Here is a 16,929-nt window from a genome sequence, read left to right as displayed (position 1 = left end):
CAGTGCGTCCGCAGGAGGAACGCCTTGAGGGGCGGGCGCGGTGCCCGCCCCAATTCCGTCAGTAATGATAAGCCCGCTCGCCATGCTCGGCGATGTCGAGCCCTTCCAGCTCGACATCCCGGCTGACGCGCAGGCCCCAGGTCTTGTCGACCAGAATGAACAACACGGCCGCGCCGACGCCCGACCACAGCAGCGTCAGGCCAACGGCCCAGGCCTGCGTCGTCACCTGGCCGACCATGTCATAGGTGCCGGCGACCAGCGTGCCGGGCTTCGACGCATAATCGGCAATGCCCTGGCCGCCGAGATACGGCGCGTCGAGCACGCCGGTCAGCAACGCGCCAGTAATGCCGCCGATGCAGTGGACGCCGAACACGTCGAGGCTGTCGTCATAGCCGAGCTTGCCCTTCACCCAGCTCACGAAGAAGAAGCAGATCGGCGAGACGAGCAGGCCCAGCACCACCGATCCCATCGGCCCGGCATAGCCCGAGGCGGGCGTGACCGCGACCAGCCCCGCCACGACGCCCGACGCCGCGCCTAGCAGCGACGGCTTGCCGCGCACGATCTGCTCGGTCAGCAGCCATGACAGACCTGCCGCGGCAGTGGCGACCATGGTGTTGATGAAAGCAACCGTGGTGACGCCGTTCGACTCAAGGTTTGACCCCGCGTTGAAGCCGAACCAGCCGACCCACAGCAAGCTGGCGCCGATCATGGTCATGGTCAGCGAGTGCGGCGGCATCGGCTCCTTGGGGAAACCGGTACGCTTGCCGAGCAAAAGCGCAAGCACCAGGCCGGTGATACCGGCATTAATGTGGACGACGGTGCCGCCGGCGAAATCAAGCGCGCCCCATTGGAAGAGCTTGCCGGCATCGTTGTTGACCGCATCCAGCGCGTCCTTGCCCTTCAGCGCAGCGGCGGCAACGGCATCGGGGCCACCCCAATACCAGACCATGTGCGCGATCGGGAAATAGACGAGTGTCACCCACAGCGCCGTGAACAGCATCAGCGGCGAGAATTTCACCCGCTCGGCGACCGAGCCGACAAACAGCGCCGGCGTGATCATCGCGAACGTCATCTGAAAGCAGATATAGGCATATTCGGGGATGTAGACGCCGTTGGAGAAAGTCGCCGCCTGGCTGTTGGCGTCAACACCGAGCAATGCGATCTTGGACGTGCCGCCTACGAATGCTCCGAGGAACGTTCCCCATTGCGCGCCGCTGGTGAAGGTTTCCGAATAACCCCAGGTCACCCAGATCACGCCCACCATGCAGACGATCATCAGCACCTGAGTGAGCACGCTCAGCATGTTCTTGGTGCGAACGAGGCCGCCATAGAAGAGCGCGAGGCCCGGCACCGACATCATCAGCACGAGCAATGTCGAGGTCAGCATCCAGGCGGTGTCGCCCTTGTTGACGGTGGGCGGCGGGATCGGCGAGGCGGCCGTCGCGGCTTCGGCAACGGCCGGCAGCGCAGCAGCGAGCGCGGCCCCCAGACCCGCGACCGCGACCCATTTCATCGCTTGCTTCATCATTGTCCCCTTGGCTTTATCAGTCATGGTCTAGAGCGCGGTCTGGTCGGTTTCGCCGGTGCGGATGCGCACCGCCTGGCCCACATCGAGCACGAAAATCTTGCCGTCGCCGATCGCGCCGGTATTGGCGGCCGCCTGGATCGTCTCGACGATGTGGTCGGCCATGTCGGACGCGCAGACGACCTCGATCTTGATCTTGGGCACCATGTTGGTGGTGTATTCCGCGCCGCGGTAGATTTCGGTCTGCCCCTTCTGGCGGCCGAACCCTTTCACCTCGGTCACGGTCATGCCCGCCACGCCGATGCCGGTGAGCGCCTCGCGCACCTCATCGAGCTTGAAGGGTTTGATGATGGCAATAACGAGTTTCACCCGGCGCCCCCTGTCGCATTGAACCGATGACGCAGGGCAGCAAGGGGCGTGCCAGATTCAAAAATGGCTGAAACGCGGGAGTTTCGAGCAATCAAATGTCAACGAACGGTAAATTTTTGTGCAGTTGCGAAACGATGCTCAAAAAATGGGCAGGTCAGATCGGCTGCGCCAGCGCCTGCCGCGCCCGGCTGAGATCGTCTTCATCTACCATCACGCGCACGGGGATCAGGAACCAGCTACCGTCGGCGATGCTGGCATTGCCGTCAAAGGCGATTGCGTCGATGCCTTCGGAATCGAGGCGGCCGACGACCAGATGCGCCTCGTTACGATCGTATCGGCCAAGTTCGACCAGCGCCATCAATCCGCATCGACGTAAAGCGTCTTCTGGACGGTGACGGGCAGGCCATCGATGCTCTTGTTGCGGGCCGCGATCTTGGCGAGCCGCTCCCCCGGGTCTTGTTGGGCGTGGTAGCGGACCAGCGTATCGCGCTCGCGCTCGAATTCCATGCGCGGCACGCCCCAGCCGCAGCTGGTCTGCAGGCTGTCAACATCGACCACGAAAATCTGGCGCATGCCGGGGAGTGGGCTGAAATGGACCATCATCTCGTCAAAGCCCGCATCATCGACGCCGATGAAACTGCCGCGCCCATAAAGCCGCAGGATAAGCGCCGGATTGTCGAACGCGCAGAACATGATGGTGATGCGCCCATCTGCCGCGAGATGCGCCTGCGTCTCGTTGCCCGACCCGCCGAGATCGAGATAAGCGACGCGATGGGGGCCGAGCACGCGGAACACGTCCATGCCCTTGGGCGAGAGGTTGATCCGCGCGCCTTCGGCCGCCGTCGCGACGAAGAAAACGGGCTGCTTCTCGATAAAGGCGCGGTGCTTGTCGTCGATCGCGGTGAAGAATTCGGCCATCGTCGTCTCCTCTTTCGACTAAGGCGTGAAATCGCGCAGCGCCGCCACGGTCTTGGCATCGAGCCGCTCGATGATCGCGACGACCAGATCGACCGTCCGGTCGAAATCCGCCCGATCGATAATGCCATTATGCGCATGGGTATAGCGAGCCGGCACGACGAGGTTGACCGTCGGCACCCCGCCTGCGGTTGCCTGGATGGCGGCGCTGTCGTCGCCATAACCCTGCACCAGATCATGCTGGAGCGGGATGCCCTTGGCGGCGGCGACCTCGTTCACCAGCGCAACGAAGCGACGATTGGGCAGCGTGCTGGTATCGTAGAGAAACAGCCCCGGCCCCGCGCCGAGCACCGCTTGCGTCTCTTCGGGATTGCGACCCGGCGAATCGCCGGCAATGCCGCCCTCGATCGCGATGCCGATATCGGGCTTGATCAGGTCTGCGGCAGTGCGCGCGCCGCGCAGGCCGATTTCTTCCTGCACCGTCGCGGCGATGACCAGCCGGTTAGGATGGCCACTCGCGCGCAAGCGGCGCAGCGCCTCGATCACCACCGCGCAGCCGACCCGGTCATCCCACGCCTTGCCGAGATAGCGCTTGCCGTCGCCCAGCACGGTGAACGGCGAATCGGGAACGACCGGATCGCCGGGCGAAATGCCGAGTGCCGCGACCTCAGCCGCCGTCTTCGCGCCGACATCCAGATACAAGCTATCGCGCGGATAGACGCGCGTGCGTTCATCAGCGGGCACGACATGGACGTCGCGGATGCCCGTCACCGCCTTGACCGGGCCCTTGCTGCCGATGATCACCCAGCGCTGATCAGGCAGCGCCTGATCGAGCCAGCCACCGAGCATCTGCATCGACAGGAAGCCGTTGGGCGTGACGCGGCGAACGATGCCGCCCAGCTCGTCCATATGCGCATCGAGCATCACCGTGGGGCCGCTATTGCCTTGCTCGGCAATGACCGAGCCGACGCCGTCATACCGGATCTTGTCGGCATGCGGCTTTAGCTCGCGCACCATGATCGCGCGCACTGCTTCTTCATAGCCGGAAGGGCCGGGCGCATCGGCCAACTCGGCCAGCAGCCGCTCGGTGCGGTCGCCGGGTTCAGCCTGCGCCGACGTGGTGGTCAGCAACAGCAATCCCGCCGCTGCGAAGATCGACGTGATTCTCATATAGCTGCCCCCATGATCTGCATCGAGCGACATGGTTGCAGGCTATGCGGCGACGGGCAAGCCTGCCCAAGGGGCTAGACCGCCGTGCCCCCCACCGTCAGCCCATCGACCAGCAGCGTTGGCTGGCCGACGCCGGCGGGCACGCTTTGCCCGCCCTTGCCGCACATGCCGACGCCTTCGTCGAGCGCCATGTCGTTGCCAATGCCGATCACCCGGGTGAGCACGCTGGGGCCGTCGCCGATCAGCGTCGCGCCCTTAATCGGCCCCCCCAATTTGCCGTCTTCGACCAGATAGGCCTCGGTGCAGCTGAACACGAATTTGCCCGAGACGATATCAACCTGGCCGCCGCCGAACGACTTGGCGAAGATGCCTTTCTTGACGCGGCTGAGCAGCTCCTTGGGATCATCCGCGCCACCACGCATGAAGGTGTTGGTCATCCGCGGCATCGGCGCGTGGGCGAAACTCTCGCGGCGGCCATTGCCGGTCGCGGGCACGCCCATCAGCCGGGCGTTGAGCCGGTCCTGCATATAGCCCTTCAGGATGCCGTCCTCAATCAGCACATTTTCCTGGGTCGGCGTGCCCTCGTCATCAATCGAGAGCGAGCCGCGCCGATCCAGCATCGTGCCATCGTCGACCACGGTGACGCCGGGGGCGGCAACGCGCTGGCCGATGCGGCCGGTGAACGCGCTGGTGCCCTTGCGGTTGAAATCGCCTTCCAGGCCATGGCCGACCGCTTCATGGAGCAATACCCCCGGCCAGCCCGGCCCGAGCAGCACGGTCATCTCCCCCGCCGGCGCATCGACCGAGTCAAGATTGACCAAGGCTTGCGCCAGCGCCCCGTCGATGGCGCGGTTCCATGTTTCGGGTTTGAACAGATCGTCATAGAGATAGCGCCCGCCGAGCCCGAAGCTGCCCGTCTCGCGCCGGCCATTCTTCTCTGCCACGATCGACACATTGAGGCGAACGAGCGGGCGGATGTCGGTCGCGACGAAACCATCTGGGCGGACGATCTCGACCACGCTCCACGAGCCAATCAGCGATACCGAGACTTGCGCCACGCGTGGATCGCGCGCGCGGGCGGCGGCGTCGATCGCCTGGCACAGGTTCACCTTATCGGCGAAGGGCACCAGGTCCAGCGGATCGGCATCGGTATAAAGGTGGCGGTTGGTCTTGGGCGGCGGCGCGGCGCGGGTGCCGGTTGCCGGATCGATCAACGCCATGGTCTGCGCGGCTCGGCGGATGGCGTCGGCCGAAATCTCGTTGGCGTGCGCAAACGCCGTCATCTCGCCCGACACCGCGCGCAAGCCAAAGCCAGTGCTGGTATCGTAGCTCGCGGTCTTCAGCCGGCCATCATCGAAGCCGAACGCTTCGGACTTGCGATATTGCAAGTAGAGCTCGCCATCATCGGCGCGGGCAAGCGCGTCCGCGGTCAGTGTCAGCGCGACATCGGGATCGAGGGCATCGGCGCGGTAAAGGAAAGCGCGGGGGTCGGCAGGGCTGTTCATTCCGCCAATATAGGCGTGAGGTCAGGCAGCGCCAGCCGGGATATCGGGCAGCGTGGCGGGATCGACGCCATCAGCGGCCCCGCCGATCAGGATGAAGCGGCGGTCGCAATAGCCGCAATCGACATAGCCATGCTCGTCAATTTCCAGAAACACGCGCGGATGGCCGAGCGCGGCGGGAATGCCGTCCTGCGCGCCATCGCAGCTGACGCGGGGCGAGGATACGCGGGTAATTTGCGGCGGCGGGATCATGCTGGTGGCGTTAGCAAGGTGAGCGATCAACGGCAATCATTGCTTGGCGCATGGGTTGTCGCGGCTTAAGTGCGCGGATCATGACTGACGCCGTCCCGATTGCCGCCATTGCCATCCGCGATCTGTGCAAGACCTATCAAGGCGGCAAGCGTGCGCTCGACCAAGTGAGTTTCGATGTGCCGCAGGGCCAGATTTTTGGCCTGCTGGGCCCCAATGGCGCGGGCAAGTCGACGCTGATCAATATCCTCGCCGGCCTCGTCAACAAGACGAGTGGCACAGCGAGCATCTGGGGCTTCGACATTGACGAGCACCCGCGAAATGCCAAAGCCTCGATCGGCATCGTCAACCAGGAAATCACCTTCGATCCGTTCTTCACGCCGTTCGAGACGCTCGAAATCCAGGCGGGGCTTTATGGCGTGCCCAAGGCGCAGCGGCGATCGATGGAACTGCTCCGCGCGATGCGGCTGGAGGACAAGGCCAAAGCCTATTCGCGCACGCTTTCGGGCGGCATGAAGCGGCGGCTGATGGTGGCGAAGGCAATGGTCCATTCGCCGCCGGTGCTGGTGCTCGATGAGCCGACCGCCGGCGTTGACATCGAGCTGCGCCAGCAGCTTTGGGCCTATGTCCGCGAGCTTAATGCGGGCGGCGTGACGGTGGTGCTGACGACGCATTATCTCGAGGAAGCCGAGCAGCTCTGCGACCGCATCGCCATCATCAACCACGGCCAGCTGATCGCCAACCAGCCGACCCGTACGCTGGTGGGGATGGCGCAGGAGAAAGTGGTTGCGGTAACGGTCGACCGCGATGTCGTCGCCCCGCCCGAGGACCGGACGTTTCAGAAGATCGAGCTGGTCGGCGAGCGGGTGCTGGAAATCACTTATCGCAAGGATGCAGTGAACGCGGGACAAGTGCTCGCGGCAGTGCAGGCCGGGGGATACGGCATCGTCGACGTCAGCACCCGCGAGGCGGATTTGGAGGACGTGTTCCTCAACCTGACGCGGGCGGCGAATGGGTGAGCGGGATGGAAGACTCTGACGAAAGACCCAAAAAGTCAAAACCATCGGTGCGCGCTCGGGCGGACGCTATCAAGCAATTTCGGTGCAAAAACTGCATTGCAGTCATCGAGAATCCGACTGATATCAAGAATATCGGCACCGTGATCCGGAACGCTAACGCCCTTGGCGTGGAAAAGGTCTATGTCGTCGATCCCAAGCATAGCCTGAGCGACGACTGGCAAGATCTACGCGAAAAACCGGGCATTTCAAAAACGTCTGTGTCTGCGGTCAAATGGACATTTGTTAAGCGCTTTGACAGCACTACAGCCTGCTTCGATCATCTCGAGAAGAACAATTTCCGCTCGGTCGTCACATCGCCACACATCAAGGGCAAGCGGTCTATCTACCTTCATCAAGGCGACTTCACGGAATACACGAAGTTGGCGGTTTGGTTTGGCAGCGAGTCTCACGGCATCACCGACGAAGCGATCGAGCGAGCGGAAATGTGCGTCAGCATTCCGATGTTCGGGATGATCGAAAGCCTAAATCTCGGTACTTCATCGGGTATCGTTCTTTACGAGGTGACCCGCCAACGCCGAGCCTATCAAAGCGCCTACAGATTGCGCGACCGACGAGGGCGTCGCGGGGAGCCTTTACCCCTTGTGATGGAACCCTCTGAAGCGCGATGACGACCGACGCCCACCAATCCGACATCCTCGTCATCGGCTCCGGCGCCGCTGGCCTCACCGCCGCGCTCAACCTGGCCGATGACTTCCGTGTGACCGTCCTCGCCAAGGGTGGCTTGAGCGACGGGTCGACCAATTGGGCGCAGGGGGGCATTGCCGCGGTGCTGGAGCCCGGCGATACGTTTGACAGCCATATCGAGGACACGATGGTCGCCGGCGCGGGGCTCAACAACCGCGCCGTGGTCGAGAGGGTCGTCGAGGGCGCGCCACGCGCGATCGAGCGGCTGGTCGAGCTGGGCGTGCCGTTCAATATGGACGGGAACGCTCTGCACCTGACGCGCGAAGGCGGGCATTCGCACCGCCGCATCGTCCATGTCGATGATGCGACCGGCCATGCCGTGCAAGTGGCGCTGCAGCGCGCGGCGGAGGCGCACCCCAATATCCGGCTCATCCCCGACATGGTCGGCATCGATCTGGCGACGAGCCGGCACGAGGAGCGCTATTCGGGCGCGGGCAATGTGTGGGGCGTCTACGCCGTCAACCGCGCGACCGGCCGGGTCGAGCTGTTCACCGCGCGCGCGACGATTTTGGCGACGGGCGGGGCGGGGCGGACCTATCTGTTCTCTACAGCGCCGCGCGGCGCGACGGGCGACGGCATCGCGATGGCGTGGCGCGCGGGCGCCCGCGTCTCCAACATGGAGATGATGCAGTTCCACCCGACCTGCCTCTACAATCTCGACGTCAAGAATTTCCTGATTACGGAAGCCGTGCGCGGCGAGGGCGGGCAGCTGCTGATTCCCGACACCGGCTATCGCTTCATGCCCGATTTCGATCCGCGCGCGGAGCTGGCGCCGCGCGACGTGGTGGCGCGCGCGATCGACCATGAAATCAAGCGGTTGGGCCTCGATTATGTCCATCTCGACATCAGCCACAAGGGCGCCGATTTCGTCCGCCAGCATTTCCCGACGATCTACGAGAAGTTGTTGGGCCTCGGGATCGACATGACCGTCGAGCCCATCCCTGTGGTGCCCGCACAGCATTATACTTGCGGCGGCATCGTGATCGACATCGATGGCCGCACCGATTTGCCCGGCCTCTATGCCGCTGGCGAATGCACCGAAAGCGGTTTGCACGGGGCCAATCGCCTCGCCTCCAATTCGCTCCTCGAATGCTTCGTCTTCGGCGAGGCGGCCGCGCGCCACATCAGCGCACACTGGGATGATCTGCCGCCCGTTCCCGCCATTCGCCCTTGGGACGAAAGCCGGGTGACCGACAGCGACGAGGAAGTCGTCATCAAGCAGAACTGGACCGAAATCCGCCGCTTCATGTGGAATTATGTTGGCATCGTGCGCACCACCAAGCGGCTGGAGCGCGCGCAGCACCGCATCAAGCTACTGACCGACGAAATCGGCGAATATTATGCGCATTTCCGCGTGACGCCCGACCTGATCGAGCTCAGGAACCTGCTCCAGACCGCCGATCTGATCGTGCGATCGGCACTTGCCCGGCATGAATCGCGCGGGCTGCATTACACACTCGATTATCCCGAGACGCTGCAAGAGGCACGTGACACGGTGCTGGTGCCGTGAATGATACATCGCTGATGGGTCGTGATTCCCGCGAATAGGTCGTCATCCCCGCGAAGGCGGGGATCCATTCTTGCTGGCCGTGCACGTCACCACCACGACCTGCGGCAATAGATTCCCGCCTGCGCGGGAATGACGTGTTAATCAGGCCGGGACACGGTGCTGGTGCCGTAACGACCTCACAATTCGTCGCAAATCCGGCATTTTCAGCCCGCGCAGTTGCGCTTTGTTCACCTTTGATCGCGCAAAACGGGACATTCGCCGCGTTACGGCGGAACTGCCGGATTGCGCGGGACTCGCAACTATCGCATCAACCCGGCGGGGCAATTGAAAGAGCAGCGGCAACGACATGCAATTGGTGCAGCAACCACAGGGATTTTTGATCGATAACCCAAGGCGGCTCGCGGCGGTGGCAGTCGCAGCGATGATGCTGGTCGGCTGCGTGTCGAGCGGTCGACAAACCGCGATGGTCGCCCCCACCCAGCCCCCGGTAGCGCTCGCGGCTGCACCTGCGCCCAAGCCCGTCTTTGTCGCGCCCAAGCCCAAGCCTCCCGTTGGCATGCTCGCCTCGCTCGAAGCGCTGGCGCAGGGTTTTGATGGACGCGTCGGCATTGCCGTCACCAGCATCGACAAGGGCTGGTCGCTCGACGTGCATGGCGACGAGCGGCTGCCGCAGCAAAGCGTCAGCAAGCTGTGGGTGGCGCTGACCGTGCTCGATTTTCGCGACCAGGGTCGGCTGACGCTCGATGATCCGGTGACGGTGACCCGCGAAGACCTGACGCTGTTCCACCAGCCGATCGCGGCGATGATCAAGGGCGATGGCTATAAGACGACCGTCGGCGATCTCTTGATCCGCGCGCTCACCACCAGCGACAATACCGCCAATGACCGGCTGCTGCGCTATGTCGGCGGGCCAGACGCGGTGCGCGAGACGATCCAGCGCAAGCATCTCGGCAATATCCGCTTCGGCCCCGGCGAGCGCGTGCTGCAGAGCCAGACCGCCGGCCTTGAATGGAAGCCGCAGTACGCTTTTGGCAACAGCTTCACCCGCGCCCGCGCGCTGCTCCCCGTATCGGCGCGGCTGAAGGCGTTCCAGGATTATGTCGCCGATCCGCCGGACGGCGCGGCGCCTGCCGCGATCGCCGGTGCGCTGGCGCGGCTGAAGAAAGGCGAGCTGCTCTCGGCCGACTCAACGCGGTGGCTGATCTCGACCATGGAGGAATCCAAGACCGGCCGCCGCCGCTTGCGTGGCGCGGTGCCGCCAGGCTGGGAATTTGGCCACAAGACGGGGACCGGGCAGGATCTGGCCGGGCACACCGCCGGCTTCAACGATGTCGGTATCCTGACCGCGCCCGATGGCCACAGCTATACTCTTGCAGTGATGATCGGCGATACGCCGCGCCCGATTCTGGAGCGGCAGGCGTTCATGCAGCAGGTGCTGGCGACGGTGGTGGCCTACCACCAGGATTGAGGCGCGGGCCGGCTATCGCTCGTTCTGCGGTAGCCCATCGGCAATCGTGTAATAATCGCCTTTGCTGGCGGTGAAGATGTGGATTTTTAGCTGAGTACCCGTGGCGTCGTCGAACGCGCCCATGGCAACCGCAGTCCAATCGCGCTCCACCGGGTCCCAGAACAGCGACGCGCCGCAGGTCGCACAAAAGCCGCGCCGGACCCTGTCGGACGACCGATACCAGCGCAGGTGATCTTCGCCGGCAGTAATCGTCAATGCCGATCGCGCTACATCGGTCGACGCGAAATAATGGCCCGAGCTTTTGCGGCATTGGCGGCAATGGCAGGCATCGGGCGGCGGCAGCTCCCCCCGGACCTCGAAGCTCACCGCGCCGCATAGGCATGACCCGTGATGAACCGTCATCGCTCGCTCCTTAGCGAAGAGCGTACCGCCGGACCGAGGGCCGCCGCAATGGGCTCGCTTGCCCGCTTTCACCCTGCTAGGGCAGGGCGATCATGGCTGCCAACCATCTCTATCTGGTCGACGGATCGGGCTATATCTTCCGCGCCTATCATCGCTTGCCGCCGCTCACCAACAAGCATGGCGAGCCGGTCGGCGCGGTCTATGGCTATACGACGATGCTGTGGCGGCTCGCCGAGGATCTGCACAAGGCGGATGGCCCCACCCATCTGGCGGTCGTGCTCGACAAGGGCAGCTATAGCTTCCGCAACGACCTGTACGATCAATACAAGGCACACCGCCCGCCGCCCCCCGAAGACCTACGGCCGCAATTCCCGATGATCCGCGACGCGACGCGCGCGTTCAGCCTGCCGTGCATCGAGGAAGACGGGCTGGAGGCCGATGACATCATCGCGAGCTATGCGAAGGCGGCACTGGCGCAGGGGTGGAACGTCACCATCGTCAGTTCCGACAAGGATTTAATGCAGCTGATCGAGCCGGGGCTCGACCTGCTCGACACGATGAACAACCGGCGGCTCGGGCCCGAGCATGTCGTCGAGAAATTCGGTGTCGGGCCGGACAAGCTTGGCGATGTGCTGGCGCTGATGGGCGATGCGGTCGACAATGTGCCGGGCGTGCCGGGGGTGGGGCCGAAGACCGCCGCCAAGCTGATCGCCGAATATGGCGACCTGGAAAGCGTGCTCGCCGCCGCGCCCGCGATGAAGCCGGGCAAGCTGCGCGACAATCTGATCGAGCATGCCGACATGGCGCGCCTCAGCCGCGTGTTGGTGACGCTCAAGGACGATGCGCCGCTGGCCGAACCGCTCGAGGAGTTGGCGCTCAACGGCATTCCCGAAGCGCCGTTGCGCGCGTTCCTCGAGCATCACGGCTTCAAATCGCTGCTGACCCGGCTGGCGGCCGTGGCGGAAGCACCCGCCGCGGCGCCCGAACCCGTTGCGGCGGAGGATGATCCGCCCTGCGACCTCGACGGCTATGAGACAGTGACCGATTTGGCCGCGCTCGACCGCTGGATCGAGGAAGCGCGGCACCAGGGCTATGTCGCGGTCGATACCGAAACGACGGGGTTGGATGCGACGCGCGCCGATCTCGTCGGGGTCAGCCTGGCGCTTGCCCCCAACCGCGCCTGCTACATCCCGCTCGCGCATGGCGGCACCGACATGTTCGCCGAAGTGCCGGTTCAGGTGCCGATGGCAGATGCGCTGGCGCGGTTGAAACCGCTGCTCGAAGACCCCAGCGTTCTCAAGATCGGCCATAATCTCAAATACGACCTCATCATCCTCGGCCGGCGCGGCATCGATGTCGCGCCGATCGACGACACCATCCTGATGAGCTTCGATCTCGATGCCGGCCGCCACGGCCATGGCATGGACGAACTTGCCGCGATCCACCTGTCGCACAGCTGCGTCGCCTTCAAGGATGTGGTCGGCACCGGCAAGAACCAGCGTAGCTTCGCCGAAATCGACCTCAAGACCGCGACGCGCTACGCCGCCGAGGATGCCGACGTCACGCTGCGCTTCTGGCGGCGCTTCAAGCCGCGCTTGTCAGCCGAGCGCGCGACGCGGGTCTATGAAATGGTCGATCGCCCGCTCCCCGCGGTGCTGGCGCGGATGGAGCGCGCCGGCGTGAAAGTCGATCGCGACAAGCTCGCCCAGCTGTCGACCGACTTCGCGCAGCAAATCGCCGGATTGGAGGCGGAAATCCACGCGCTCGCCGGTGGCCCCTTCACCATCGGCAGCCCGCAGCAGCTGGGCAATGTGCTGTTCGAGCGGATGGGGATCAAAGGCGGGCGCAAGGGCAAATCGGGCACTTATTCGACCGATGTCAACGAGCTGGAACGCATTGCCGCCGACAAGGGATCGGAAGGCGCCGCGATCGCGCACAAGGTGCTCGACTGGCGGCAGCTGACCAAGCTCAAATCGACTTATACCGATGCGCTGCAGGCGCAGATCAACCCCGATACCGGCCGCGTCCACACCAGCTATTCGCTGACCGGCGCGCAGACCGGGCGGCTTTCCTCGACCGATCCCAACCTGCAGAACATCCCGATCCGCACCGAAACGGGCCGGCAGATCCGCGATGCCTTCGTCGCTGAGCCGGGTCATGTGCTGATGTCGGCCGATTATTCGCAGATCGAGCTGCGCCTCGCCGCGCACATGGCCGATGTGCCGGCGCTACGCGACGCGTTCGAGCAGGGCGCCGACATCCACTCGCGCACCGCCGAAGAGCTGTTCGGCGAAGTCAATCGCGACACCCGCGGGCGCGCCAAGACGATCAACTTCGCCATTCTCTACGGCATCTCGCGCTGGGGGCTGGCCGGACGGCTCGACGTGACGCCCGACGAAGCGCAGGCGATGATCGACCGCTATTTTGAGCGTTTCCCCGGCATCAACCGCTACATCGCCGAGACCATCCAGCAGGCGCGCGAGCGGGGCTATACCGAGACGCTGTTCGGCCGCAAATGCTGGTTCCCGCGCATCAAATCCTCGGTCCAGCACGAGCGCCAGGGCGCCGAACGCGCGGCGATCAACGCGCCGATCCAGGGCACCAGTGCCGACATCATCAAGCGGGCGATGGCGCGGATGCCCGGTGCGCTGGCAGACGCGGGTCTGGTCGATGTCCGCATGCTGCTCCAGGTCCATGACGAGCTGGTCTTCGAAGTGCCGGAAGCGAAGGCCGAGGCAGCCAAGGCCGTTATCGCTGACGTCATGGCGCATGCTGCCCAGCCCGCGATCACGCTGTCGGTCCCGCTTGGCGTAGAGGTCGGCTGGGGCGCGAGCTGGGGAAGCGCGCATTGAGCGGAAGCACCGCCGCCCGCCCCGGTCGAGACGATATCGCCGCGCTCGCCAAGGGTGGCCGCACCAATGTGTTCGGCTTCATCCTGCGGCTGAGCGCCCGCATCCCGTTCCTGTTCGTCGCCGGCCGGCTCTATGGCGCCGCGACAGTCGGCCGCTTCGCGCTGGCGGTGGTTGTGGTCGAACTTGCCGCGCTGGCGGCGACGTTGGGGATGAAGCGCGGGCTCGCTCAGGCACTCGCCAAGACCGATCGGCCGCACGCGCATGTCGTGTGGGATGCACTGGTCGTGGCGCTCGCCGCCTCGCTCTGCGCGAGCGGCGTGCTGTTCGCGTTCCCCGAGATCATGTTCCCCAAGGGCGCCGCCATCGGCTTCGAGCAATGGTTGCCGGGGATCGTCTTCGCGATCGCGTGGTCGGACTTGTCGCTGGCGGCGCTGGCTTATCGCGACAATGTCCGCGCGACGGTAACCGCGCGCGCGGTAATCGAACCATGGACGATCAGCATCGCGGCGACCTTGCTATGGTTCGTCATGCCCGCCGATGGCCTGGAAATGGCCTATGCGCTGTCGATGCTGGCGGCGATGATCGCTTCGATCGTGCCGTTTGTGCGGGAATATGGGCTGCCCAAGGGCTGGCGGCCCAATTTCTGGCAGATCATTGCGCTTGCCCGGCGCAATATGCCGCTGGCCGGCGCCGATGCGATCGAATGGGCGACGCGCAATGTCGATCGCTTCATCCTTGGCCAGCTCTTTCCGCCGGCGGTGGTCGGCATTTATTATATGGCGCAGCAGATCGCGTCGCTGCCGGGCCGATTGAAGACGAGTTTCGACCCGATCCTCGGCCCGGTCATCGCGCGCAGCCTGGCACGCGGCGACCGCGCCGCGATCGCCAAGCAGGTCCGCCAAGTCGCCTTCTGGATCATGGTGCCGCAGGGCTGCCTGGCGCTGATGGGCTCGATTCCCGGCGGCGCGGTGATGGGAGTGATCGGCCCGCAATTCGTCCCCGGCGCCGCCTCGCTCGGTTTTCTGCTGACCGCCGAAGTGATCGCGACGATGGGCGCGGTCAGCGAAAGCGCGCTCGTCTATATCGCGCGGCACTGGAACCTGATGGTGTCGCTCGCGATGCTGGGCGTGCAAGTGCTGGTGAGCCTGGCGTTCATCGAAGTGATCAAGGCGCTCGGCTGGCCGATCGCGGCGCAAGCGGCAGGGCCGGCGGCGGCCTTGTGCCTGTCAGTCGCCATTACGTCGATCATCAAAAGCCGCCTGCTCGGGCACTTGCTGAAGGCGCCGATTTCCGCCTGGCGCTGGCCGCTGATCGGCGCGGCGATGGTAGCAGGCGGGGTGGGCTATCTCTTTACGCTACTGCCGCACCGGCTGGAATGGGCCGAACTCAGCTTCGGCCTGCCGGCGATCATCGTCACTTATTTCGCGGTGCTGTGGCGCTGGGGGTTCGAGCCCGAGGACAAGGCGCTGTTCCGGCGGCGCGGGCGGATCGAGCCGGCCATTTCCTGATGTCGTCACGCCGGCGAACGCTGGCGTCGCGCGGTACAGGGCGAGCGATGCCAGCTTTCGCTGGCATGACGGATCGCGTCAGTGGCGGAAGTGGCGCATGCCGGTGAAGACCATCGCCAGCCCGGCCGCATCGGCGGCTGCGATAACCTCGTCATCGCGGATCGAGCCGCCGGGCTGGATGACCGCGGTGGCGCCTGCTTCCGCTGCTGCCAGCAGACCATCGGCAAAGGGGAAAAACGCATCCGACGCGACCGCCGAGCCGATCGTGCGCGGCTCCGCCCAGCCCGCCTGCGCCGCAGCGTCGCGGGCTTTGGCGGCAGCGATTTGCGAGGATTGCAGCCGGTTCATCTGCCCGGCACCAATGCCGGCGGTCGCGCCATCCCTGGCATAGACGATCGCGTTCGACTTGACATGCTTGGCGACCGTCCAGGCGAACAGGCAGTCGGCAAGTTCCTGCTCGGTCGGCGCGCGCTGGGTGACGACCTTGAGATCATCGGCCGACACCCGCCCATTGTCGCGCGTCTGCACCAGCCAGCCGCCGGTGATCGTCTTGACGTTGAAGCCGCCGCGCGCCGGATTGGGGAGATCGCCAGTGAGGAGCAGCCGCAAATTGCGCTTGGTCGCGAACACCGCGAGCGCCGCTTCATCCGCATCGGGCGCGACGACGACTTCGGTGAAGATATCGGTGATCGCGCGCGCCGTCGCTTCGTCGAGCGGCCGATTGAGCGCGACGATGCCGCCGAATGCCGACACCGTATCGCAGGCAAAAGCCTGGGCATAAGCCTCGGCCAGCGTTGCGGCGGTGGCGACGCCGCACGGATTGGCATGTTTGACGATGACGCAGGTCGGCCCTGCATCGCGGAACTCGCTGACCAGATCGAGCGCGGCGTCGGCGTCGTTGTAATTATTGTAGGACAGCTCCTTGCCCTGGACTTGCCGCGCCTGGCCGATGCCGGCGCCGGCGGGCCCACGATGGCGGTAGAATGCCGCTTGCTGGTGCGGGTTCTCGCCATAGCGCAGCGGCTGCGGCGCTTCGAGGATGAGCGGCAGCGTCGGCGGGAAGAACTGGCCCTGATCGGCAAAGCCGAACCAGCTGGCGATCATCGAGTCATAGGCGGCGGTCGCGGCAAAGGCCTTGGCGGCGAGGCGCTTGCGATCCTCCAGCGTCGTTTCGCCGGCAGCGACCAACGCGTAATCGGCGGGATCAGTGACGATCGCGATATAAGCGTGGTTCTTCGCGGCGGATCGCACCATCGATGGGCCACCGATATCGATATTCTCGATAATCTCGTCGCGCCCGGCGCCTTTGGCCACCGTCGCCTCGAACGGGTAGAGATTGACGACGACAAGATCGATCGCGCCGATGCCATGCTCGGCCATCGCCGCGGCGTGCGCCGGGTCATCGCGCACCGCGAGCAAGCCGCCATGCACCTTGGGGTGCAGCGTCTTGACGCGGCCATCCATCATCTCGGGAAAGCCGGTGAGCTCGCTGATGTCACGCACCTCGAGCCCCGCGTCGCGCAACGCCTTGGCCGTGCCGCCGGTCGAGACCAGCTCGACGCCCTTCGCCGCGAGAGCGCGGCCGAGATCGACGATGCCGGTCTTGTCCGAAACCGATAGCAGCGCGCGGTTGATCTTGATGGTGGTCATGTGCCCCTTTCCGTTCGTCCCGAGCGAAGTCGAGGGACGGGATATC

At 64.8% G+C, this 16,929-nt stretch carries 15 protein-coding genes; 6 read left to right on the top strand and 9 right to left on the bottom strand.

The genetic code is table 11. The features are described from left to right. Positions 1-58: 58 nt before the first annotated feature. From ACLB0R_RS08455 to ACLB0R_RS08425, 7 genes are all read right to left on the bottom strand, one after another. Positions 59-1,525 carry an ammonium transporter gene (locus tag ACLB0R_RS08455; RefSeq protein ID WP_416642823.1) on the bottom strand — a complete coding sequence of 489 codons (1,467 nt, stop codon included), beginning with the start codon at positions 1,523-1,525 and terminating at the stop codon, positions 59-61. A 30-nt stretch (positions 1,526-1,555) separates the two neighbouring features. After that, positions 1,556-1,894: a P-II family nitrogen regulator gene (locus tag ACLB0R_RS08450; protein ID WP_416642822.1), complete on the bottom strand. Its 339-nt coding sequence runs from the start codon at positions 1,892-1,894 to the stop codon at positions 1,556-1,558. 154 nt (positions 1,895-2,048) lie between these two features. After that, positions 2,049-2,252, bottom strand: coding sequence for a DUF2007 domain-containing protein (locus ACLB0R_RS08445; RefSeq protein ID WP_416642821.1), 204 nt, complete (start codon positions 2,250-2,252; stop codon positions 2,049-2,051). Beyond that, on the bottom strand, positions 2,252-2,812 hold the full coding sequence (locus ACLB0R_RS08440) for a pyridoxamine 5'-phosphate oxidase family protein (RefSeq protein WP_416642820.1): 561 nt from the start codon (positions 2,810-2,812) through the stop codon (positions 2,252-2,254). The genes ACLB0R_RS08445 and ACLB0R_RS08440 overlap by 1 nt, the downstream gene beginning before the upstream one ends. 18 nt (positions 2,813-2,830) lie before the next feature. After that, the gene (locus ACLB0R_RS08435; protein ID WP_416642819.1) at positions 2,831-3,979 is read right to left on the bottom strand and encodes a M42 family metallopeptidase; all 1,149 of its coding nucleotides are present in this window, start codon (positions 3,977-3,979) and stop codon (positions 2,831-2,833) included. A gap of 74 nt (positions 3,980-4,053) precedes the next feature. Beyond that, positions 4,054-5,484, bottom strand: a complete 1,431-nt coding sequence (tldD, locus tag ACLB0R_RS08430; protein ID WP_416642818.1) for a metalloprotease TldD — start codon at positions 5,482-5,484, stop codon at positions 4,054-4,056. Between the two features lie 21 nt (positions 5,485-5,505). After that, positions 5,506-5,733, bottom strand: a complete 228-nt coding sequence (locus tag ACLB0R_RS08425) for a zinc-finger domain-containing protein (RefSeq protein ID WP_416643046.1) — start codon at positions 5,731-5,733, stop codon at positions 5,506-5,508. A gap of 80 nt (positions 5,734-5,813) precedes the next feature. Here ACLB0R_RS08425 and ACLB0R_RS08420 point away from each other — a divergent pair, with 80 nt between their 5' ends. The 4 genes from ACLB0R_RS08420 (at position 5,814) to ACLB0R_RS08405 (ending at position 10,471) form a co-directional block, all read left to right on the top strand. After that, complete coding sequence (locus tag ACLB0R_RS08420; protein ID WP_416642817.1) at positions 5,814-6,749, top strand: ABC transporter ATP-binding protein; 936 nt, start codon at positions 5,814-5,816, stop codon at positions 6,747-6,749. 5 nt (positions 6,750-6,754) lie between these two features. Then, on the top strand, positions 6,755-7,417 hold the full coding sequence (locus ACLB0R_RS08415) for a TrmH family RNA methyltransferase (protein WP_416642816.1): 663 nt from the start codon (positions 6,755-6,757) through the stop codon (positions 7,415-7,417). Beyond that, the gene (gene nadB / locus ACLB0R_RS08410) at positions 7,414-9,003 is read left to right on the top strand and encodes an L-aspartate oxidase (RefSeq protein ID WP_416642815.1); all 1,590 of its coding nucleotides are present in this window, start codon (positions 7,414-7,416) and stop codon (positions 9,001-9,003) included. Before ACLB0R_RS08415 ends, nadB begins: the two co-directional genes overlap by 4 nt. A 406-nt stretch (positions 9,004-9,409) precedes the next feature. Next, the gene (locus ACLB0R_RS08405; RefSeq protein WP_416642814.1) at positions 9,410-10,471 is read left to right on the top strand and encodes a serine hydrolase; all 1,062 of its coding nucleotides are present in this window, start codon (positions 9,410-9,412) and stop codon (positions 10,469-10,471) included. 12 nt (positions 10,472-10,483) lie between these two features. Here ACLB0R_RS08405 and ACLB0R_RS08400 read toward each other — a convergent pair whose 3' ends face one another. Beyond that, on the bottom strand, positions 10,484-10,873 hold the full coding sequence (locus tag ACLB0R_RS08400) for a GFA family protein (RefSeq protein ID WP_416642813.1): 390 nt from the start codon (positions 10,871-10,873) through the stop codon (positions 10,484-10,486). A 92-nt stretch (positions 10,874-10,965) separates the two neighbouring features. Between ACLB0R_RS08400 and polA the strand changes: the two genes are divergently transcribed. Further along, a complete protein-coding gene (gene polA, locus ACLB0R_RS08395) occupies positions 10,966-13,725 on the top strand; it encodes a DNA polymerase I (protein ID WP_416642812.1) in 2,760 nt (919 codons plus the stop codon). Further along, complete coding sequence (locus ACLB0R_RS08390; RefSeq protein WP_416642811.1) at positions 13,722-15,233, top strand: lipopolysaccharide biosynthesis protein; 1,512 nt, start codon at positions 13,722-13,724, stop codon at positions 15,231-15,233. Before polA ends, ACLB0R_RS08390 begins: the two co-directional genes overlap by 4 nt. Before the next feature lie 78 nt (positions 15,234-15,311). Here the strand turns inward: ACLB0R_RS08390 and purH are convergent, their stop codons facing one another. Further along, entirely contained in the window at positions 15,312-16,883 is a 1,572-nt protein-coding gene (gene purH, locus ACLB0R_RS08385; protein ID WP_416642810.1) for a bifunctional phosphoribosylaminoimidazolecarboxamide formyltransferase/IMP cyclohydrolase, read from the bottom strand. Between the last annotated feature and the right edge of the window lie 46 nt (positions 16,884-16,929).

The sequence above is a fragment of the Sphingomonas sp. GlSt437 genome (assembly GCF_048015635.2).
Lineage (GTDB): Bacteria > Pseudomonadota > Alphaproteobacteria > Sphingomonadales > Sphingomonadaceae > Sphingomonas.
Note: the sequence above shows the minus strand (reverse complement) of the source record. Positions and strands in the feature narration are given on the sequence as shown.

Excerpts from the sequence above, each read along its gene's own strand:
- ACLB0R_RS08455 (WP_416642823.1), bottom strand. The coding sequence starts at position 1,525 with ATGAAGCAAGCGATGAAATGGGTCGCGGTCGCGGGTCTGGGGGCCGCG.
- ACLB0R_RS08445 (WP_416642821.1), bottom strand. The coding sequence starts at position 2,252 with ATGGCGCTGGTCGAACTTGGCCGATACGATCGTAACGAGGCGCATCTG.
- ACLB0R_RS08440 (WP_416642820.1), bottom strand. The coding sequence starts at position 2,812 with ATGGCCGAATTCTTCACCGCGATCGACGACAAGCACCGCGCCTTTATC.
- ACLB0R_RS08435 (WP_416642819.1), bottom strand. The coding sequence starts at position 3,979 with ATGAGAATCACGTCGATCTTCGCAGCGGCGGGATTGCTGTTGCTGACC.
- tldD (WP_416642818.1), bottom strand. The coding sequence starts at position 5,484 with ATGAACAGCCCTGCCGACCCCCGCGCTTTCCTTTACCGCGCCGATGCC.
- ACLB0R_RS08425 (WP_416643046.1), bottom strand. The coding sequence starts at position 5,733 with ATGATCCCGCCGCCGCAAATTACCCGCGTATCCTCGCCCCGCGTCAGC.
- ACLB0R_RS08420 (WP_416642817.1), top strand. The coding sequence starts at position 5,814 with ATGACTGACGCCGTCCCGATTGCCGCCATTGCCATCCGCGATCTGTGC.
- ACLB0R_RS08415 (WP_416642816.1), top strand. The coding sequence starts at position 6,755 with ATGGAAGACTCTGACGAAAGACCCAAAAAGTCAAAACCATCGGTGCGC.
- nadB (WP_416642815.1), top strand. The coding sequence starts at position 7,414 with ATGACGACCGACGCCCACCAATCCGACATCCTCGTCATCGGCTCCGGC.
- ACLB0R_RS08400 (WP_416642813.1), bottom strand. The coding sequence starts at position 10,873 with ATGACGGTTCATCACGGGTCATGCCTATGCGGCGCGGTGAGCTTCGAG.
- polA (WP_416642812.1), top strand. The coding sequence starts at position 10,966 with ATGGCTGCCAACCATCTCTATCTGGTCGACGGATCGGGCTATATCTTC.
- purH (WP_416642810.1), bottom strand. The coding sequence starts at position 16,883 with ATGACCACCATCAAGATCAACCGCGCGCTGCTATCGGTTTCGGACAAG.